Source organism: Haemophilus sp. oral taxon 851 str. F0397 (assembly GCF_000242295.1).
GTDB lineage: Bacteria > Pseudomonadota > Gammaproteobacteria > Enterobacterales > Pasteurellaceae > Haemophilus.
In genome coordinates this window covers 67,196-88,184 of the sequence record NZ_JH591072.1, presented here as the reverse complement: position 1 = coordinate 88,184, position 20,989 = coordinate 67,196, and the positions used below count along the sequence as shown (strand labels likewise).

20 protein-coding genes and 1 pseudogene are annotated in these 20,989 nt (G+C 38.1%); 17 read left to right on the top strand and 4 right to left on the bottom strand.

Features of this window, described 5'->3' with window-relative positions; genetic code table 11:
- Window positions 1–77 precede the first annotated feature (77 nt).
- From HMPREF9096_RS05870 to HMPREF9096_RS05880, 3 genes are all read left to right on the top strand, one after another.
- Window positions 78–1,415 (top strand): hypothetical protein, encoded by a 1,338-nt coding sequence (locus HMPREF9096_RS05870; RefSeq protein WP_032803318.1) that lies wholly within the window; start codon window positions 78–80, stop codon window positions 1,413–1,415.
- Between the two features lie 89 nt (window positions 1,416–1,504).
- Window positions 1,505–2,974: a surface lipoprotein assembly modifier gene (locus HMPREF9096_RS05875; protein ID WP_009500157.1), complete on the top strand. Its 1,470-nt coding sequence runs from the start codon at window positions 1,505–1,507 to the stop codon at window positions 2,972–2,974.
- 125 nt (window positions 2,975–3,099) lie between these two features.
- Window positions 3,100–4,950, top strand: coding sequence for a monovalent cation:proton antiporter-2 (CPA2) family protein (locus tag HMPREF9096_RS05880; protein ID WP_009500156.1), 1,851 nt, complete (start codon window positions 3,100–3,102; stop codon window positions 4,948–4,950).
- A 69-nt stretch (window positions 4,951–5,019) separates the two neighbouring features.
- Here HMPREF9096_RS05880 and HMPREF9096_RS05885 read toward each other — a convergent pair whose 3' ends face one another.
- Window positions 5,020–5,526, bottom strand: coding sequence for a single-stranded DNA-binding protein (locus HMPREF9096_RS05885; protein ID WP_005638876.1), 507 nt, complete (start codon window positions 5,524–5,526; stop codon window positions 5,020–5,022).
- A gap of 153 nt (window positions 5,527–5,679) precedes the next feature.
- Here HMPREF9096_RS05885 and uvrA point away from each other — a divergent pair, with 153 nt between their 5' ends.
- The 10 genes from uvrA to secF all read left to right on the top strand — a co-directional run bounded on the left by uvrA (window position 5,680) and on the right by secF (window position 16,526).
- Window positions 5,680–8,511 (top strand): excinuclease ABC subunit UvrA, encoded by a 2,832-nt coding sequence (gene uvrA / locus HMPREF9096_RS05890; RefSeq protein ID WP_009500154.1) that lies wholly within the window; start codon window positions 5,680–5,682, stop codon window positions 8,509–8,511.
- A gap of 154 nt (window positions 8,512–8,665) precedes the next feature.
- The gene (locus HMPREF9096_RS05895) at window positions 8,666–9,109 is read left to right on the top strand and encodes a hypothetical protein (protein ID WP_009500153.1); all 444 of its coding nucleotides are present in this window, start codon (window positions 8,666–8,668) and stop codon (window positions 9,107–9,109) included.
- Between the two features lie 203 nt (window positions 9,110–9,312).
- Entirely contained in the window at window positions 9,313–9,714 is a 402-nt protein-coding gene (locus tag HMPREF9096_RS09460) for a YadA C-terminal domain-containing protein (RefSeq protein WP_050541608.1), read from the top strand.
- Window positions 9,715–9,832: 118 nt separating this feature from the next.
- Window positions 9,833–10,924 carry a tRNA preQ1(34) S-adenosylmethionine ribosyltransferase-isomerase QueA gene (gene queA / locus HMPREF9096_RS05900; protein WP_009500151.1) on the top strand — a complete coding sequence of 364 codons (1,092 nt, stop codon included), beginning with the start codon at window positions 9,833–9,835 and terminating at the stop codon, window positions 10,922–10,924.
- Window positions 10,925–11,268: 344 nt separating this feature from the next.
- Window positions 11,269–12,417: a tRNA guanosine(34) transglycosylase Tgt gene (gene tgt, locus HMPREF9096_RS05905; protein ID WP_009500150.1), complete on the top strand. Its 1,149-nt coding sequence runs from the start codon at window positions 11,269–11,271 to the stop codon at window positions 12,415–12,417.
- A gap of 64 nt (window positions 12,418–12,481) precedes the next feature.
- Complete coding sequence (locus tag HMPREF9096_RS05910; RefSeq protein WP_032803317.1) at window positions 12,482–13,000, top strand: hemerythrin domain-containing protein; 519 nt, start codon at window positions 12,482–12,484, stop codon at window positions 12,998–13,000.
- On the top strand, window positions 12,997–13,218 hold the full coding sequence (locus HMPREF9096_RS05915; protein ID WP_009500147.1) for a sulfurtransferase TusA family protein: 222 nt from the start codon (window positions 12,997–12,999) through the stop codon (window positions 13,216–13,218). The genes HMPREF9096_RS05910 and HMPREF9096_RS05915 overlap by 4 nt, the downstream gene beginning before the upstream one ends.
- A gap of 109 nt (window positions 13,219–13,327) precedes the next feature.
- Window positions 13,328–13,621, top strand: a complete 294-nt coding sequence (gene yajC, locus HMPREF9096_RS05920) for a preprotein translocase subunit YajC (RefSeq protein WP_005631054.1) — start codon at window positions 13,328–13,330, stop codon at window positions 13,619–13,621.
- A gap of 69 nt (window positions 13,622–13,690) precedes the next feature.
- Window positions 13,691–15,541, top strand: a complete 1,851-nt coding sequence (secD, locus tag HMPREF9096_RS05925; RefSeq protein WP_032803315.1) for a protein translocase subunit SecD — start codon at window positions 13,691–13,693, stop codon at window positions 15,539–15,541.
- A gap of 10 nt (window positions 15,542–15,551) precedes the next feature.
- Window positions 15,552–16,526: a protein translocase subunit SecF gene (gene secF / locus HMPREF9096_RS05930; RefSeq protein WP_009500145.1), complete on the top strand. Its 975-nt coding sequence runs from the start codon at window positions 15,552–15,554 to the stop codon at window positions 16,524–16,526.
- Between the two features lie 98 nt (window positions 16,527–16,624).
- Here the strand turns inward: secF and HMPREF9096_RS05935 are convergent, their stop codons facing one another.
- Window positions 16,625–17,674, bottom strand: coding sequence for an AI-2E family transporter (locus tag HMPREF9096_RS05935; protein ID WP_009500144.1), 1,050 nt, complete (start codon window positions 17,672–17,674; stop codon window positions 16,625–16,627).
- 77 nt (window positions 17,675–17,751) lie between these two features.
- Here HMPREF9096_RS05935 and arsC point away from each other — a divergent pair, with 77 nt between their 5' ends.
- The 4 genes and pseudogenes from arsC to HMPREF9096_RS08905 form a co-directional block, all read left to right on the top strand.
- On the top strand, window positions 17,752–18,102 hold the full coding sequence (gene arsC, locus HMPREF9096_RS05940) for an arsenate reductase (glutaredoxin) (protein WP_009500143.1): 351 nt from the start codon (window positions 17,752–17,754) through the stop codon (window positions 18,100–18,102).
- A 67-nt stretch (window positions 18,103–18,169) separates the two neighbouring features.
- The gene (locus tag HMPREF9096_RS05945) at window positions 18,170–18,415 is read left to right on the top strand and encodes an alternative ribosome-rescue factor A (RefSeq protein ID WP_009500142.1); all 246 of its coding nucleotides are present in this window, start codon (window positions 18,170–18,172) and stop codon (window positions 18,413–18,415) included.
- A 23-nt stretch (window positions 18,416–18,438) separates the two neighbouring features.
- On the top strand, window positions 18,439–18,735 hold the full coding sequence (locus HMPREF9096_RS05950) for a DUF5377 family protein (protein WP_009500141.1): 297 nt from the start codon (window positions 18,439–18,441) through the stop codon (window positions 18,733–18,735).
- Window positions 18,736–18,775: 40 nt separating this feature from the next.
- Window positions 18,776–19,138: pseudogene (locus tag HMPREF9096_RS08905) on the top strand (DUF1440 domain-containing protein); the annotation flags it as partial.
- Window positions 19,139–19,220: 82 nt separating this feature from the next.
- Here HMPREF9096_RS08905 and HMPREF9096_RS09295 read toward each other — a convergent pair.
- Window positions 19,221–19,373, bottom strand: coding sequence for a hypothetical protein (locus tag HMPREF9096_RS09295; RefSeq protein ID WP_005631066.1), 153 nt, complete (start codon window positions 19,371–19,373; stop codon window positions 19,221–19,223).
- 1 nt (window position 19,374) lies between these two features.
- A complete protein-coding gene (gene mltF, locus HMPREF9096_RS05955; protein WP_009500138.1) occupies window positions 19,375–20,826 on the bottom strand; it encodes a membrane-bound lytic murein transglycosylase MltF in 1,452 nt (483 codons plus the stop codon).
- Window positions 20,827–20,989: the final 163 nt, after the last annotated feature.

Sequence of the window (20,989 nt, the reverse complement as noted above, 5' to 3'; positions counted from 1 at the left end):
TTGTTAATGAGGCATCATGTAGTCAGTATGATTTCAATGAAAGCGTTAGTCTATATCTTTATATTAAAGGAAAAGTTATGAAACCAACGTTAAAAACAACCGCATTAGCGATGTGTATTGCACTAAGTTTGACTGCTTGTAAATCTACTTCAAATTCTGGAGATGCTCGTCCAACACCAGTTCAACCAGCAGCAACTCAACCAGCAGAAGAAAAACACAATGAACCACAAGCAGCACCAGGTGTAAGCACTCCGGTTGCTGACCAAGGTACTTCATCTACTGGTTCACAACCACAACCAGGAGCAGATTCAAATGGACACAATGCAGATGTATCACCAGCGCCTGGCACTGCGGAAAGCCATACTGTAGAAACTCATCCTGAGGGCGAAACAGGCAGCCACACCGATACAGCTCACCAAGACGAGCCGCATTCTAACGAAACAGTAGTTCAACCGAAACCACCTATTTCAAGTGAACCAGCACGTTCAGAAGATACACATGCTGCGGAAAATACAGGTGCAACCACTGGTAAAGAAGAAAAACCAGCAGGCACTGCAGAAACTCAGCCTGTTTCTCCAGCTCCAGCAGAAGACCATACTGAATCACCAGCAGTGACTCCGTCACAACCATCAACAGGTACTGATGCAGGTACACAACCAAGTGCACCAGTAAATTCTGGTAGTTCTTCTGAATCTTCTGTACCCGCACACAGTGAACCATCTGCACCAGCAGATAACATGCATACTGAGGCAGGCGCATCGCCAACAGTAGGTGCAGGTGAGCACCATGATGAAACCAACCATGCAACTGAGCAACCGCAAGGCACACCAGCTCAGCCACCGGTTGCACCAGAACGTCATGATGAAGCAACCCATAACACAGAAGGAAACCCATCAGTGAGTGGAACAACTGAAACTCAACCAGCGGCATCTTCATACGATGATCTTAAAAAGCTGTATCGAGATGTAGTAGATGGTAAATCTAGCGATTTAGTTGATGCAATTTATAAAGGTAAAGTATTTGCAAAAGTTAAGCTTAGTAACACTGACGAGGAAAGATACGCACAAACGACGACAGATGAAGACGGTGATGTTACACTTAATGTTCAAAAAAATTCTTCTGATAAATTTAAAATGTCGGGAACTATCAATAGTAAAACCGTAGGTAGCATTCAGTTGGGAGAAAAAGAGATTATAGAAAATAAAGTGAAAGATGGTCATGTAGATTTTGGGGATGATGCTGACGGTAAGTATTCTGCTACTATTTCAGAAAATGGTGATATAGTTGGACGTGTGGAGTATAATTCTAGACGCGCAATAGAGGATGGTTTTTATCCAAGCTTTGAAGGCAAAGATGGAACAAAATATCTTTTTGGCTATGAAGCCTTTTTTGATGCAACCAAACAACCTAAATAATCGTTATAAAACAATATTTGGCGGATTTTTGTCCGCCATTTTTCAACTTATTGTTTGTTTATAAATATTTACTTAAAGTTACTCATTTTATGAAAAGTATTGCTTTCTTTTTTACTGCACTTTTCCCCGCTCTTGCTTTAGCAGAAACAACGGCACTAGATATTCGTCAAACACCAATTAAAACCGAACTTGAACCACAAATTAATGTCGCCAAACTTGAAAAACGCGAACAAAATTTACCGCCCTTAGGCACAGAGCAAGTCGAACAAATTCAAATTACCCTTGAGCAACTTAAACAAAACCCCGCTTTAACCCACAAATTATTAACCCGTGCCATTTACGCACGCAATCCAGAAATGATAAAAAAATTGCTGGAAATTTACCGCACTTTTCCAAATCGTGACCCGATTATGGAACGCTTTGCGGAAGGAAAATTGGCTGCGATAACGGAAAACTATACTGTAGCTATTGATAAATATCGCGAAATTTTAGCCAAAAATCCAAATTTAAACCCTGTACGAATTGAACTGGCTATCGCTTTATTCAATCAAAAACAAGACGGTGCTGCTAAAGACCAATTTGAAAAAGCACAAACCGCAGAGGATTTACCGCCTCAAGTTAAGCGTTTAATGGATGCTTATTTAGAGGCTTTAAAAGAACGTGATAGCTGGAATGTGGACTTTTCTTTTAATTATGTACGTGATACCAATGTCAACAATGTCGGCGAGGGTAAAACGGTCGCATTAAATAATGGTGGCACCTTAACACGTTCCGAATCGATGATGCCACAAACAGCACACGGTTTGGCGTATTCACTCGATATTTCGAGAGATTTCAATTTATGGAGCTCTAATTACCTCACGGTGGGCAATGAGTTTGGGGGAAAGAGCTACTGGGATAATCATAAATTTGATGATATTTCCAACCGCACTTTTGTTGGCTATGCACATAAAACCGCAAAGCAAAATTTCCGTATTAAACCTTTTTATGAAAAACGTTGGTATGGCGGCGAAAGTTACCGTTGGTCTAATGGGGCAAGGGTGGAATTTTCTCGTTGGTTAAGTCCAAACTGGCAACTTTTTACGGCGGGAGAGTTTTCAAAACAACGTTATTTAGACAGTACATCACAAAACGGTAATAACAAACTGATTTCCGCAACCTTACTGTGGGCAAGAACTCCGAAACAGTTTTTCTACTTCGGTTCTGATTTCATGGCAGAAAGAACGAAGGTTCGTCAATATGGTTCAGACAGTAAAAGCTTACGTTTAGGTTGGGGGCAAGAATGGAATTGGGGCATTTCCTCACGTCTCGGCTTATCCATAATGAAACGTGAATTTAAAGATATTGCCAAACTTGGTAATCTCAATTTGTTTTCTTTTGGAAAACGTCGAGAAGATAAAATTTACGGCATAAATTTATCCCTATGGAAACGCGATTGGCATATTTGGGGAATTACACCAAAACTCCAATTAAGCTGGCGTAAACAAGATAGCAATATCCCAGAAATGTATTCTTACACACAGAAGAATGTGAATATGTTGTTTGAAAAGACATTCTGAGTTAATTAATTGAACTTAGGTTTATCCATTTCTAAAGTGAGCATAATATGAGATATGCTCACTTTTTTATTTAAAGGAAACTAGTTAGAATACAATTATATTCCATTTCATCATTGGAGCTATTAATGTCCCATCTTGCCGATTCAGATCTGATTAAAACCGTAATTTTGCTTGCGTCGAGCGTGACTATTGTACCGTTATTTAAACGCCTAGGGCTTGGTAGTGTGCTTGGGTATTTGGTAGCAGGTTGTATGATTGGTCCTTCAGTGTTCGGTGTTATTCAAGAACCGGCTTCAGTCGTGCATTTGGCTGAATTGGGTGTCGTGATGTTCTTGTTCATTATTGGGCTTGAAATGCACCCTGAACGGCTTTGGTCTATGAAAAAAGCAATTTTTGGTCGGGGCTTGTTGCAAGTTGGGGGTTGTGGTGTATTGCTTACTTTTGCGGGGATTTATTTACTTGATTTACCGAAAGAAGTTGCATTTATAGCCGGCATGGGATTTACACTTTCTTCAACCGCGATAGTGATGCAAACTCTAGAAGAGCGTTGCATTACCAGCACATCTAAAGGTCAGCGAATTATTTCGACTTTAATTTTTGAAGATATTGCTATTGTGCCATTATTGGCATCAGTGGCGTTTCTTGCGCCTCATTCTGAAGAAAGCACTCATACCGATTGGATGTCAATTGGCATCGCATTAGGTGCGGTAATCGGCTTGATTGTTGCGGGCAAATGGCTAATGAATCCATTATTCCGATTAATTTCTAAAGCACATATTCGCGAGATGATGACAGCGGCTGCTTTATTAGTTGTACTTGGCGCAGCATTAGCCATGGAAATAGGTGGACTTTCAATGGCAATGGGGGCATTTGTAGCGGGCGTTATGCTGTCAGAGTCTTCGTTCCGCCATCAATTAGAAGCGGATATCGAGCCATTTCGTGGTTTATTGCTTGGTCTGTTTTTTATGGGCGTGGGTATGTCATTGGATTTGAGCTTAGTGTTTAATCACTGGTTATTACTACTCGGAATTGTATTCCTTTATATTATTGGCAAAGGACTTTCTGTGTATGTTGTTGCTCGAATCACTCGCTTAGAACATAGAGAGGCTGTGGGAAGAATGTCACTTTTAGCGCACGGTGGTGAATTTGCTTTCGTACTTTTCTCTGCCGCAACAACAGCGGGCGTAATGAGCAACCATGAAAACGCCACTTTTACTGCTGCGGTAATTATTTCCATGTTGTTTTCTCCATTTATTACACAAATTACTCGCAAATTAGCGCAATGTGGAGAGAGAAAATCAGCGAATCAACCAGATACGAGCGATCTGTCACCTATTGATGATTTAGAAGATAATGTGCTTGTAATTGGTTTTGGTCGTTTTAGTCAAATTGTATGTCAAACATTATTAATCCGTGGCATCAGCGTTTCAGTGATTGATCGTAATATAGAAAATATCCGTGCTGCGGCAAAATTTGGTTTTAAAGTCTATTATGGTGATGGTATTCGTTTGGATGTACTTTACGCCGCGGGAATTGAAAAAGCTAAATGTGTGGTGATTGGTATTAATGATACAGATCGCATTGAAACGATTGTGAGCCAACTTAAAGGGGCTTATCCAAACTTGCCGATTTTAACCCGCACTTATGATAGAAAAACGACAGTAAGCCTAATTAAGCAAGATGTGGATTTTATTGTGCGTGAAACTTTTGAATCCGCCATAGCCCTTAGCCAAGCAACATTGATGAAACTTGGCATTGATAAGATCGAGGCTGATGAAGTCATTAAAGAAGTGCGAGCATTGGATCAAGAACGCCTAAATGAGGAAGTTCTACATGGTTTTTCTAATGAAATCTTAAAAAAATATTGGACGCCAAAACCATTCATTAAACCTCATGTCGATGCTCAGGCATTAAATGATGAAACAGCAGGAATATTGATTGAGGAATCTGAAGAAACGTTAAATAATAATTCTTAAAATTCTTTCAATACATTTCAACTAAAAAAGGAAGCAAATTGCTTCCTTTTTGTTTTGAGTCCGTTTGAATTAGAACGGAATATCGTCATCAAATCCGTCCATTGGTGGCTCAGCCTGTGGTGCAGCTTGTTGTGGCGCTGGACGAGATGATTGATAACTACCACCATTGTTAGTTTGACGAGCTTGGTAAGAGGGTTGTGGTGCAGCGCCCATATCACTAGGGTAACCACCTGCGTTTTGATTGCGCGCACCAAGCATTTGCATTACATCGCCTTGAATTTCTGTGGTGTAACGATCTTGACCATTTTGATCTTGCCATTTACGCGTTTTTAGACGACCTTCCACATATACTTGAGAGCCTTTGCGTAAATATTCACCGCAAATCTCCGCTTGACGACGATAGAATACAATGCGGTGCCATTCCGTTACTTCGCGGCGCTCGCCAGTATTGCGGTCGTTCCAGCTTTCACTCGTCGCTACGCTAATATTTGCTACAGCATCGCCATTTGGCATGGTACGAATTTCCGGATCATTGCCTAGATGACCCACAATAATGACTTTATTAACTCCAGCCATAAAAAAACCTCATTTTTTATCTTAAAAAGTGCGGTTATTTTGCCTGAAATTTTTCAAAAGATCTATATATTTTAACTGGATATTTGCACAGATGTTAAAATATGCGATAATGATCGCAGAATCTAAACTTATTTCATCCTTTTGAGTTATTTTATGGAAAATATCGATATTCGCGGGGCTAGAACCCATAACCTGAAAAATATTAATTTAACTATTCCACGCAATAAACTTGTGGTGATCACTGGGCTTTCAGGTTCGGGAAAATCCTCTTTAGCGTTTGATACACTTTATGCAGAAGGGCAGCGCCGCTATGTTGAATCTCTTTCAGCGTATGCGCGTCAATTTTTATCTTTAATGGAAAAGCCTGATGTGGATTCTATTGAGGGACTTTCCCCTGCGATTTCGATTGAACAAAAATCTACCTCACACAATCCACGTTCTACGGTAGGAACAATTACGGAAATTTATGATTATTTACGTTTATTGTTTGCTCGAGTAGGTGAACCTCGTTGTCCAGATCATGATGTTCCATTAACTGCACAAACGATTAGTCAAATGGTGGATAAAGTATTAAGTTTGCCAGAAGACAGCAAGATGATGTTACTTGCACCAGTTGTCAAAAATCGAAAAGGTGAACACGTTAAGATTTTAGAAAATATTGCTGCGCAAGGTTATATTCGAGCACGTATTGATGGCGAAATTTGTGATTTATCTGATCCGCCCAAATTAGAGTTACAGAAAAAACATACTATTGAAGTAGTGGTTGATCGCTTTAAAGTGCGCTCAGATTTAGCAACACGTTTAGCGGAGTCTTTTGAAACCGCATTAGAGCTTTCAGGTGGCACCGCGATTGTGGCAGATATGGATAATCCTAAAGCGGAAGAATTAGTTTTTTCGGCAAATTTTGCTTGTCCGCATTGTGGTTATTCTGTGCCAGAATTAGAACCTCGTTTATTTTCCTTTAATAACCCTGCTGGAGCTTGTCCTACTTGTGATGGTTTGGGGATGCAACAATATTTTGATGAAGATCGTGTGGTGCAAAATCCAACTATTTCCCTTGCCGGTGGTGCGGTGAAAGGTTGGGATCGTCGTAATTTCTATTATTATCAAATGCTCACCTCATTGGCGAAACATTATAATTTTGATGTTGAAGCCCCTTATGAATCTTTGCCAAAGAAAATTCAACACATCATTATGCATGGCTCAGGTAAAGAGGAAATTGAATTCCAATATATGAATGATCGTGGCGATGTGGTTATTCGCAAGCATCCTTTTGAAGGTATTTTGAATAATATGGCTCGCCGATATAAAGAAACGGAATCAATGTCGGTGCGAGAAGAATTAGCGAAAAATATTAGCAATCGACCTTGTGCAGACTGTGGCGGATCTCGTTTACGACCAGAAGCGCGGAATGTGTATATCGGAAAAACGAATTTACCGATGATCGCAGAAAAAAGTATTGGTGAATCGCTCGAATTTTTCACCGCACTTTCTTTAACAGGTCAAAAAGCACAAATTGCGGAAAAAATTCTTAAAGAAATCCGCGAGCGTTTGCAGTTCTTAGTGAACGTTGGTTTGAATTATCTTTCTCTTTCTCGTTCAGCTGAAACCCTTTCAGGTGGTGAAGCACAACGTATTCGCCTTGCTAGCCAAATTGGTGCGGGGCTTGTTGGTGTAATGTATGTATTAGATGAACCTTCAATTGGCTTGCACCAACGTGATAATGAACGCTTACTTAACACGTTAATTCATCTGCGTAATCTTGGTAATACGGTAATTGTTGTGGAACACGATGAAGATGCAATTCGTGCGGCTGACCATATTATTGATATTGGGCCTGGTGCTGGCGTGCATGGCGGACAAGTTATTGCGCAAGGAAACGCTGATGAAATTATGCTGAATCCAAATTCCATCACAGGAAAATTCTTATCAGGCGCAGATAAAATTGAAATTCCTAAAAAACGCACCGCACTTGATAAGAAAAAATGGCTCAAACTTAAAGGGGCATCAGGGAATAACTTAAAAAATGTGAATTTAGATATTCCCGTTGGTTTGTTTACTTGTGTAACTGGTGTATCAGGCTCAGGAAAATCAACACTTATTAATGATACTTTATTTCCACTTGCGCAAAATGCATTAAATAGAGCTGAAAAAACCGATTATGCACCTTATCAGTCTATCGAGGGATTAGAGCATTTCGATAAAGTTATTGATATTAACCAAAGCCCGATTGGACGCACGCCACGTTCAAATCCAGCCACTTATACAGGCTTATTTACCCCGATTCGTGAACTTTTTGCTGGGGTGCCAGAGGCACGTGCGCGTGGTTATAATCCTGGACGTTTTAGCTTCAACGTACGAGGTGGACGCTGTGAGGCTTGTCAGGGTGATGGTGTACTCAAAGTTGAAATGCACTTTTTACCCGATGTTTATGTCCCTTGCGACCAATGTAAAGGTAAACGTTATAATCGCGAAACCTTAGAAATTCGTTACAAAGGTAAAACAATTCATCAAGTTTTAGATATGACGGTGGAAGAGGCTCGTGAGTTTTTTGATGCGATTCCAATGATTGCAAGAAAATTACAAACCTTGATGGATGTGGGATTATCCTATATTCGATTAGGTCAATCTTCCACAACACTTTCAGGCGGTGAAGCGCAGCGCGTTAAGCTAGCGACTGAGCTTTCTAAACGTGATACGGGTAAAACCTTGTATATCCTAGATGAACCGACAACCGGTTTGCATTTTGCTGACATTAAGCAATTACTTGAAGTACTGCATCGATTACGTGACCAAGGAAATACTATTGTCGTCATTGAACACAATCTTGATGTGATTAAAACGGCAGACTGGATTGTCGATCTTGGTCCCGAAGGGGGAAGCGGTGGCGGACAAATTATTGCTACTGGCACGCCTGAAGAAGTAGCTAAAGTCGAAGGATCTCATACTGCCAGATTCCTCAAACCGATTTTAGAAAAACATTAAAAAATTACCGCACTTTTAGTATAAAAAGTCGTAAAATGACAATTAGAATTTAGTTCCATGTTAATAGATTTTTTGATTTAACATTGGGAACTTTATTTAATTAAACGTATCTAAGTAGCGCCTCAGATTGGGGCTTAATTAAGAGGATTTAATAATGAACTTCACTAAAGTTTTACCGGCATTTGCTGCCGCTATTGTATTATCTGCATGTGCAAAAGATGCGCCAATAATGGAAAATGCATCGACTCAAATGACTGCTCAAACTGCGTCAACTATCACTGACAAAACAGTAGTTTATTCTTGCAACAAAAAAACTGTGACTGCAGTGTATCAATTTGAAAACCAAGAACCCGTTGCGGCAATGGTTAGTTTAGGTAACAAAATTATTGCAAAAGATTTTGCTCGTGATAAATCCCAAAAGGATTTTACAAGTTTCACTTCTGGTGACTATGTTTGGAATGTAGATAGTGGTTTAACTTTAGATAAATTTGATTCTGTTGTGCCAGTGAATTTAATTCAAAAAGGCAAAACTAGCGATAAGATCATCATCAAAAACTGTGATGTAAACGCAAAAGCAACTAAAAAAGCAAATTTATAATTCATCAAAATGGCTAGCATAATTGCTAGCCATTTTTTATTGCCAAAAGCTAAGAAGATATTAGGAATAAAAAGCCCATAAAGATGAGTATTTTGTGTTTTTTTATTTAAAAAGTATTAGAATATGTAGTTGAGAGTTCCCTGGTGTAAGATTGTAGAGAATTTTGGTTATGTAATCGAAAAATAAAGAAAATGGAGTTTCTTATGAAATCACAACTTATCAAACTATCTTTAATATCACTTATTTCTTTGGCAATGTTCTCTGGAAATGCGTTTGGATATGCTACCAATAATCGTAATGTTGAGAACGTTAATCTACCTCTCTTCCCACCGCAAAAACATGAAGCTTTAGTAAAACGACATAATGCATTAGAAAGTAGAGTTGATAGAGGTTTAGCACAGCAAGCTGCCTTAGCTGGTTTATTTCAACCCTACAATATAAAACATTTTAATGTTACAGCTGCTGTTGGCGGGTATGGACCTAAGCATGCTATTGCAGTGGGAACTGGATATCGATTTAATGAGAAATTTGCTGCAAAAGTAGGGATTGCCTTGAGTGAACACAATTCTTCAGCCTATAATGCCGCAGTTGATTTTGAATGGTAATTAGACTTTATAATAGAAAATCTAGCCATTTTTTACTGGCTAGATTTTTTATTTTTATTTAGCTTTGTCTTAAGCCAAACTAGATTTACTACCTATTTTATTTAACCTAAACTTTATTATGCGTGTTTCAGATTTTAATTTCGATTTACCTGATGAACTTATTGCTCGCTATCCAAAAGAGGATAGAGCATCTTGCCGTTTATTGCATTTGAATGGGGAAAATGGGGCTGTAATTGACCGCACTTTTTCAGATGTATTGGATTTAATTGATGAAGGCGATTTATTGATTTTCAATAATACTCGCGTCATTCCTGCAAGAATGTTTGGGCGTAAAGCCAGCGGTGGTAAAATTGAAGTTTTAGTTGAACGCATGTTAGATGAGCATCGTTTCTTAGCGCATATTCGTTCATCAAAATCACCAAAAGAAGGGGCTGAATTATTTTTAGGTGAAGATAAATTAGGCGAAAATAATGGAATTAAAGCGGTAATGACAGCACGTCATGGTGCATTGTTTGAAGTGGAATTAAGTGATAAATCAACCGCTCTTTTAGATGTGTTGCAAGCCATTGGACATATGCCATTGCCGCCTTATATCGATCGTCCCGATGAAGAAGCCGATCAAGAATGTTATCAAACGGTTTATAGTAAAGTCCCAGGAGCTGTAGCAGCACCAACAGCAGGCTTACATTTTGATGAACCTTTACTTGAAAAACTTAAAGATAAAGGTGTCAATTTTGAATTTGTCACATTGCATGTGGGCGCGGGAACATTTCAGCCTGTTCGTGTCGAAAATATTGAAGATCATGTGATGCATGCAGAATATGTAGAAGTTTCTCAAGAAGTTTGCAATGCAATTATTGCAACAAAGAAAGCGGGTAAACGTGTTATTGCCGTGGGAACCACTTCTGTTCGTTCTATTGAAAGTGCGGCGCTTTCTGCGGAAGAATTTGGCAATCCAGATTTAATTGAGCCTTATTTTTCTGATACCTCTATTTTTATTTATCCTGGTAAAAAATTCCGAGTAGTAGATTGTTTAATTACTAATTTCCACTTACCTGAAAGCACATTGATAATGTTAGTTTCAGCTTTTGCTGGTTATAAAAATACAATGAATGCGTATAAGCATGCAGTGCAAGAAAAATATCGTTTCTTTAGTTATGGCGATGCGATGTTTATTAATAAAAATTCTAATGTGAGAGGATTGGAATAAGTTGTTTGACTTGTAATTAGTCAGCACCTACAATAGAGAATAAGAGATAGCGGTAACCATCCCTTGTCGGCATCAACTACTAATAGCCAGTGCTACTTTTCAATAACAGGCAAAGTAGAATAATGATGACCAACTTAATCATAAATTTAGTCATATTTTTATCCTTAGTATGATTAACAAACTCAGGATCTACGAAATAGCCCGACAGCGGCAACTGGCGGACTATCTTAGTAGATCCGCCTCTGCTCAAAGAGCATTGGAAATATGATAGCACAAAGCCTGTATTTTTTAACAGGCTTTTTTGTTGAAAAAAATCTTCGAACTGTTTATTCGTTGGAGCAAAAATGAAGTATGAATTAGATAAAACAAGCGGCAATGCTCGTCGTGGTCGCTTGGTATTTGAACGTCCACAAGGCACGTTCAGTGTAGAAACCCCTGCGTTTATGCCAGTGGGTACTTATGGCACCGTGAAAGGCATGACGCCAGAAGAAGTGCGTGCGACAGGTGCAGAAATTTTACTGGGTAACACCTTCCATTTATGGCTTCGTCCTGGACAGGAAGTGATGCGTAAACACGGTGATTTACATGACTTTATGCAATGGCATCGCCCGATTTTGACTGACAGTGGCGGTTTCCAAGTATTTAGTTTAGGTAAATTACGTAAAATCACTGAAGAAGGTGTGAAATTCCAAAACCCAATTAACGGTGAGCGCATTTTCCTTTCACCTGAAAAATCCATGGAAATTCAATATGATTTAGGTTCTGACATCGTGATGATTTTCGATGAATGTACGCCTTATCCAGCGACTTTCGATTATGCGAAAAAATCCATGGAAATGTCTCTTCGTTGGGCAAAACGTAGCCGCGATCGCTTTGATGAATTAGGCAATAAAAATGCGCTATTCGGTATTATCCAAGGCGGCGTATTTGAAGAATTACGTAAAGTCTCATTGGAAGGCTTAGTGAATATCGGCTTTGACGGTTATGCAGTGGGCGGTTTAGCGGTAGGCGAACCAAAAGAAGACATGCACCGTATCTTAGAATATATCTGCCCACAAATTCCCGCTGATAAACCACGTTATTTAATGGGCGTGGGGAAACCAGAAGATTTAGTGGAAGGCGTGCGTCGCGGCATTGATATGTTTGACTGCGTGATGCCAACCCGTAACGCACGTAATGGTCATTTATTTGTGACTGACGGCATTGTTAAAATCCGTAATGCAAAATATCGCGATGATACCAGCCCATTGGATCCTGAATGTGATTGCTACACCTGTAAAAACTACACCAAAGCCTATTTATATCATTTAGATAAATGCGGTGAAATTTTAGGTGCACGCTTAAATACCATTCACAATTTACGCTATTATCAACGTTTAATGGCGGAAATTCGTCAAGCTATCGAAGAAGATCGTTTTGATGATTTTGTGGTGGAGTTTTATGCTCGCATGGGCAAACCTGTCCCACCATTACAATTAGTAGATAAATCATAATTGATGAAAGTGCGGTAGAAAAATGAAATGTTTTTTGACCGCACTTTTTAACAAAGGAAACCTTATGCAAATTCTTGAACCTCAACAATTCGCCACCTGGAATGAACCTATTGAAATGCTTTATGCCTGTCATAGCAAGGTAAAACGTTTTTGTCGTCAGTTAAGCATTTTGCCTGATTATCTAGAAAAACACGGCTATACTCAGGCTGTATTAAATGATGTTGAGCAAATTTTAACTTATTTCAATCGTGCCGCACCGTTACATCATGAGGATGAAGAATTAGATTTTTTTCCTCAATTAGTCAAAGTGGCTCCGCAAGCACAAAGCTCCATTGATGAATTAGAAAAACAGCACGAATATTTGCATGAAAATTGGAATGCATTATCTGTGCAGTTAGAAGAGCTTATTTCTGAACAACGTCAAAATATTGATGAACATTTAATTGAACGCTTTATTCAAGGTTATGATCGTCATATTGCGTTAGAAGAACCATTATTTGAAATGGGGCGTGAATGCTTAAGTGCAGATATTTTGGCTGAAATGGGCAAGAGCATGAGTGCTCGTCGTCAAGTTAAAGAATGAAATATCAGCTTAATTTAACTGCACTTCGATGTCCAATTCCTCTTTTAAGTGCCAAAAAAGCCTTAAAAAATTTGGATAAAAATGATGAGCTAATGTTGATCTTAAACCTTGAAAGTGCGGTGGAAAATTTTTCTATTTTTGCAGAAGAAAATTCTGTTTCCTTGGTCGAGCAATATTATGCTTCGGAAAGAGAATTTATCGTTATCTTGAAAAAATAAAATTAATCGCCATAACGTAGGATATTGGGCGTGGTTCACCTTTCCCAATGAGCCAATTTATGGTATTTTAAGCGCAATTTTTAACTTAAATTAACAAGGAAAACATACAATGGAAGCACAAAACCCGATGTCCACGTTATTTATTTTCGTGATCTTTGGTTTAATTTTTTACTTTATGATTTATCGCCCGCAAGCTAAACGCAATAAAGAACATAAAAAATTGATGTCTGAGCTTGCAAAAGGTACTGAAGTTTTAACTGCTGGTGGTTTAATCGGCAAAATAACTAAAGTAACCGAAGGTAGTGATAGCATCGTGATTGCGTTAAACGACACGACAGAAATTACGATTAATCGTAACTACATTGTGAGCGTTCTTCCTAAAGGTTCATTAAAATCACTTTAAGAGTAACGTTAAATTATTTTTCAGAGCCACGAATTGTGGCTCTGTGCGTTAGAAAAGAAAAGGAAAACTATGTTAAACCGTTATCCATTATGGAAGAATTTGATGGTGATTTTTATTGTAGCCATCGGGATTTTATATTCTCTTCCTAATATTTATGGTGAAGATCCTGCGGTGCAAATTTCCGGTACGCGCGGTCAAGAAGCGAATACTAGCGTGCTTGGACAAGTTCAAGATGTGCTTAAAACCAATAATCTTCCAACCAAATCTGTCGTGCTTGAGAACGGCTCAATTCTAGCTCGTTTCACTAATACCGATGATCAACTCCTCGCTAAAGATAAAATTGCTGAACGTCTTGGTAATAATTACACCACTGCATTAAACCTAGCTCCTGCCACTCCAACTTGGTTAAGCATGTTTGGTGCTAACCCAATGAAATGGGGATTAGACTTACGCGGTGGGGTTCGTTTTTTGATGGAAGTTGATATGAATGCTGCACTTGTAAAACGCCAAGAGCAATTACAAGACAGTTTACGTAACGAACTTCGCAAAGAAAAAATTCAATATACGGCAATTAAAAATACTGAGCATTTTGGCACTTCTGTCACATTGGCCGATGCAAGTCAACGCTCCAAAGCGGAACGTATTATTCATCAGTTGCATCCAACCTTAGATATAACAGAGTTGGATAACGATAGTATCAATTTAGGTCTTTCAACTTCAGCATTAAATGAAGCTCGCGACTTAGCAATTGAACAAAACTTAACGATTTTGCGTAAACGTGTTGCTGAATTAGGGGTGTCTGAGGCTGTCATTCAACGTCAAGGCGCTGAACGTATTGTAATTGAATTACCAGGTGTTCAAGATACTGCTCGCGCAAAAGAAATTTTAGGAGCAACTGCAACGCTTGAGTTTCGTATCGTAAATCAAAATGTTACGGCCGATGCAATTTCTCGTAATATGTTACCAGCTGATTCGGAAGTTAAATATGATCGCCAAGGTCATCCTGTCGCATTATTTAAACGTGCGGTATTAGGTGGTGAGCATATCATTAATTCAAGTTCTGGTTTGGATCAGCATTCAAGTACCCCGCAAGTGAGTGTAACCTTGGATGGTGAAGGTGGTGAGATTATGTCTCAAACCACCAAAAAATATTACAAGAAACCAATGGCGACTCTTTACGTTGAATATAAAGATAACGGCAAAAAAGACGAAAATGGTAAAACTATTTTAGAAAAACATGAGGAAGTGATTAATGTGGCGACGATCCAAGGTCGTTTCAGTTCTAACTTCCAAATTACTGGTGTTGATAGTATCGCGGAAGCGCACAATCTTTCTACCTTATTGAAATCTGGGGCATTAATTGCACCAATTCAAATTGTTGAAGAACGTACAATTGGCCCATCTTTAGGGGCACAAAATGTGGAGCAAGGGATTAATGCGAGCTTTTGGGGACTCATCGCTGTGATTGTCTTTATGCTGTTCTACTACAAAATGTTCGGTATTATCGCAAGTTTTGCTTTGGTCATTAATATTGTGTTGTTAGTGGGTTTAATGTCTATTTTACCTGGTGCGACACTTTCTATGCCAGGGATTGCCGGTATTGTATTAACCTTAGGTATGTCGGTGGATGCAAACGTGTTGATTTTTGAGCGTATTAAAGAAGAAATTCGTAATGGTCGTCCAATTCAACAAGCAATCAATGAAGGTTACAACGGGGCGTTTACTTCTATTTTTGATGCAAACTTAACGACAATTTTAACCGCTATTATCTTGTATGCAGTGGGGACAGGTCCAATCCAAGGATTTGCGATTACGCTTTCACTTGGTGTGGCAATTTCAATGTTTACCGCAATTACAGGAACACGCGCATTAGTTAATGCACTTTATGGCGGCAAACAACTTAAGAAATTATCAATTTAGGTAGGGAACGATGAAAATTTTTGCAAAAGATAAAGACGGACATTTTATCCGTGAAATCAATGGGATTAAACTCCCGTTCCCATTGACCGAATTTATGAAACTGCGTAAATGGGGCTATGTTTTTTCCGCACTTTTAATGGCCATTTCGCTATTTTTTATCGTATCAAAAGGCTTTAACTGGGGATTGGATTTTACTGGTGGGGTTGTTTTTGATACCCATTTTTCACAATCTGCAGATTTAGAGAAAATCCGTGGTAAGCTCCATCAAAATGGTATTGAAAGTCCAATTGTGCAGACAACAGGTTCTGTTCAAGATGTCATGATTCGTTTACCAGCTACGGATAATGATTCAGCTATTGGCGATCGCGTAAAAGGAATGCTTCAAGAAGTAGATTCTGGCATTAAGATTCGTAGTGTTGAATTCGTTGGACCAAACGTAGGGGAAGAGTTGGCTCAAGGCGCGGTGTATGCGACATTAGCGACATTAGCGATGATGCTAGTTTATGTAGGCTCTCGCTTTGAATGGCGTTTAGGTTTCGGCGGTATTGCCTCCCTTGCGCATGACGTAATTATTACTCTTGGTGTGTTTTCAGCGTTACAAATAGAAATTGATTTAACCTTCGTTGCAGCGATTTTATCTGTTGTGGGTTATTCTATTAACGATAGTATCGTGGTCTTTGACCGTGTGCGTGAAAACTTCAGAAAAATAAGACGTCTAGATACGATTGATATTATTGATGTTTCTCTAACGCAAACTTTATCAAGAACCATCATGACCTCTGCGACAACATTAATTGTTGTTATTGCATTGTTCTTTTTTGGTGGTCCATCAATTCATAACTTCTCTTTAGCATTACTTGTGGGTATTGGATTTGGTACATATTCTTCAATCTTTATTGCAATCGCAATTGCATACGATGTTGGATTACGCCGTGAACATATGATCCCGCCTAAAGTAGATAAGGAAATTGACGAATTACCTTAGTTAAATTCTATTCTTAGAATAAACTTCAATGAAAAATAGTTAACCAAAAATTTATGGTTAACTATTTTTTTATTTGTATCACTTTTTAATTTAGACTTTTAATCTTGAGGTAAGGCATTTATAACGGCTTTCACTAAAGTCGCTAAGGGAATGGCAAAGAATACGCCCCAAAATCCCCATAAACCGCCAAAAATTAATACTGAAATAATAATAATCAATGGATGCAAATTCACAGCTTCAGAAAATAAATAAGGGACGAGTAAGTTTCCATCTAAGATCTGACTCACAGCAAAAGCGATGATGATATACCAAAATGTTGGGCTGATTCCAAACTGGAATAGAGCAACTAATGCAACAGGAATCGTGACAATTACCGCGCCAATATAAGGGACGAGAACTGAAAGCCCCACTGCAAAAGCCAATAAGAGCGGGTAATTTAGTCCGAATATTAAGAAAATAATGTAGGTGATGAGCGTGACAATCAGAATTTCTAACAATTTTCCATGAATGTAGTTGGAAATTTGCTGTTGCATTTCTTTCCATACTTTGAAAGCCAAGTTTCTATTTTTTGGTAAGAAACGGCTCACGCCTTGTAAAAGTTCTGATTTATCCTTCAACATAAAAAACATCATTAACGGTACTAAAAAGGCATAAATCCCTAAAGAAACCAAGTTCATAATAGAGGCTAAAGAAAGTTTTACAGCAGATTCACCAAAACCAAGGATTTTTTCTCGCACAGAATTGAAAATAGAATCTACCATTGAATAGTCGATGAGTTCAGGATAATGCTCTGGTAAGTTTAGTAACCATTCATTGAGCTTATTAAACATTGCGGGCAAATCACTTAATAAGGAAATAGTTTGATTCCATAGCATTGGCATAAGGATTAAAAAGAAGATTGTCGCTAGTCCAATAAAGCTACCAAAAATGATGATTGTGGCTAGCATTCTTGGGCATTTTAAATGTTGATGTAAAAAATTGATCGGCATTTCTAGTAAATAGGATAACACTAGAGCAATCAACAAAGGCGCGATTAAATCTCCAAAAAAATAAATGGAGATAAAACCAAATAATAATATTGCTAATAGTCCCATTGCTTGTGGATCGCTTAAGCGACGCGAGTACCAGCTTTTCAACATTTCTAGCATAATTTCTTTTCCTGTAAGTATTTTTCGCCATTATAAGTTAAAATTTATAGTGTTTATAGCTACTAAGAGGAAATCCTATGTCTGTCATTATTTATCACAACCCTCGTTGTTCAAAAAGTCGTGAAACGCTAGCATTATTAGAAAATCAAGGTGTTCAGCCAATCGTTGAATTGTATTTGCAAAAGCAGTATTCCATTGATGAATTACAAAGTATTGCCCAAAAATTAGGAATTGATGATGTGCGTCAAATGATGCGTACGAAAGATGAACTATATAAAAGTTTAAATTTAGACAATTTAGAGCTCTCTCAAGCTGAATTATTAAAAGCCATGAGTGAACATTCAGCGCTTATTGAACGCCCAATTGTGATCAATGGTAATCAAGCTAAAATCGGGCGTCCGCCAGAAAGTATACTTGAGATTTTGTAATTTAAACGTTTGCGCGTATAATACTCCAGCCGTGGAAATCCTTCCGCGGCTTTTTTGAGGAAAAATTATGGCAAAGCAACAAAAAAGTGCGGTTGAAAATGAAACCGTTTATGAGCACACTCGAGGAGTGATCAAAGATAATGCAGTGATGGCATTATTACATGACAAGCTATTTCGTCAGCGTATTGAGAAAAAACGTAAAGGGAAAGGGAGTTACCAACGTAAAGCAAAACACGCAGGGAAAATGTTTGAAAAGCCCGATTATAAATTTTTTGATTACAGAAACTTTATAATCGGGTTTTTCTTAGGCTAAAAATAGTAAAAAGGAGTATAACAATGTCAAATCAGCCTCAAGTCCTATTTAATAATACATGGAATGTACGTATTAGCGATCCTGGTGAAGAGGGGGCTAAAAGCCATTTTTTTGAAACTATCTACCTAACTTTAACAGCATATTTTGAAGAAAATAGAGTACGTTATGAGTTTGTTCGTAAAGTAGAAGATCAAATAAAAATGCAACGCTCTTTTACAGAACTAAATGAGTTATTCAAATTTCTGGGTGATTATTTCGATCCCGTTTTTATTGGATTATTAGGCGTGAAAATTGGGAATCTTGGTGTGAAATCAGAATAATAACTTGACTAATCCATAAAGTATTTTAGCACGCCACCTATATTTAGGTATTAATCCAACTGATGCTGCATTTACCTTTGCGGATCATGCATTCAATTGGATTGGTGTTACCCATATGATCTTTTCTTTAGTTTTTGCGATTGGTTATTGCTTAGTCGCAGAACGTTTTCCAAAAATCAAATTTTGGCAAGGTATTGGAGCAGGGATTATTGCTAATATTTGCGTGCACTATATTACTTTCCCAGCACTAGGTTTAACCCCACCAGTTGCAGAATGGCCACTATATGAACATATTTCAGAATTAGTTGGTCATATTTTCTGGTTCTGGACTATTGAGGTTATTCGTCGCGATTTACGTAATCGCTTAACTGGCGAGCCAGATGCAGAGATTCCTTTAGCTTAAGCTAAACAGTATAAATTTTGATAAGAAATGGGTTAAGACTAATAAGTTTTAACCCGTTTTTTATTGGATAGAGATGCTTTAATTAACAACAAATTTCTTGTACGACAAATTGTAATGAATGTCTCGCAAATTGCTGTTGTTTACGGTGTTTCAAGCGTCTTAAACGTAGGTTACGTGATAAAGAGGTTTGTTGTAAATTGGTTTTCTTTTTAAGAAAAGTTTTGCGTTTTAACATTTTATTTATCCTTTTTTTCTTTTATTTCTTCTGAATTTTTGACCGCACTTTCGTTGTTGGCATTATCATTTGTTGTTTGATTTTCTTGGACTCGATGATAATTCACAATGCTATTCATATAGCGGCGAATATTTTCTACATATTGATGGGCTTCATAGCCTCGAGCATAGCCGTATTTCAGTTGGGAATAATAGCGTTTTTCTGCTAATAAAGGCAGATTTTTTTTCACATCGAGCCAATTATCTGGATTTCCTCCAAGATTTTTAGTTAAACGACGCGCATCAATTAAGTGGCCTAGTCCCATGTTATAGGCGGCTAAGGCAAACCAAATTCTTTCTTCTTTTTCAATGGTTTCTGGAATTTGACTAATCAGCCAGTGTAAATATTCTGATCCCGCTTTAATGCTTTGTTCAGGATCTGTTCTATCGCTGATTTTCATATGTTGTGCGGTATCTTTCGTCAGCATCATTATGCCACGCACGCCCGTAGGTGATGTTGCATCTGGATTCCAATGAGACTCTTGATAAGCGACTGCTGCGAGTAATCGCCAATCTAATTCCCCTTTGTATTTTTCAAAGAGCGGTGAGAATTGTGGCAGGGTATTTTCAATTGCGTTCATATAAGAGCGCGTATCCACGTAATCAAATTGTGAAATATGCCCTAAATATTTTTCTTTTAAATTATCTACTAGCCCTGTTTCTTGTGCATTATTCATAAAATTGAGTAAGGCAGCTTGCAGATCATTGTAGGCATTATTCGGTAAATACCAGTGAATGTTTGCTTCATCAGTAATATCAAAGGCAATGGAGAGTTCTGGTTTGATTTGTTGAATCGCAGCGATATCAATGGAATTAGCAATGACGTAAGGAATTTTTCCTTCAGACAGATGCAGCAATAGTTCTTCTTGAGTAAACGCTTGATTTCTTTTCCAAGTTAATTGTGGATATTGTTTTTGTAATTCTTTTAGTTTTTCTTCCAATGATGAATTGTTAGCGATATAAATTTCTTTCTTGATGTCTCCTAGATTTTTAGGGCGTTGTTCATCTTTTCGATAAGCTAATTGCCATGAAGCGGAATGATATGCTGGGCCAATTTGGAAACGTTCTGCATTCTTAGGATGATATAAAAGGTGAGCGGCAGCTAAATCAATATTATGTTTATCTAGCTCATTAAATAATTGTTCTTGATTATCGAAAGTTTTAATTTCGAGTTCTACACTTAATGAATCAGCAAATGCTTTAGCCAATTCATATTCAAAGCCTCGTTCGCCGTCTTTATTTATAAAATAAGAAATAGGGTTGTTCATTGCGCCCACAATGAGTGAACCTCGTTCTTGAATTGCTGTATAGTGGTTTTCTTCAGCATGGCGTAGAAATTGCCATGGGAATACCATATCAATAGCCCAAAGCAATAAAGCTAAGGCAGTAATAATACGTAAAAAGAGACCTTTCAATGATTTTTCCTATATAAAAAGCTTGTGGGATTGTAGCCAGAATTTAGGCAATAGACAATAAAAAGCCCCTTGAGGTTCAAGGGGCTAAGTTTTGTTCACCGAGTAGTGCTAAATTTTAAATAATGCAAAAACATTAGGAAATAGCGCTATTCTTTATATTGCA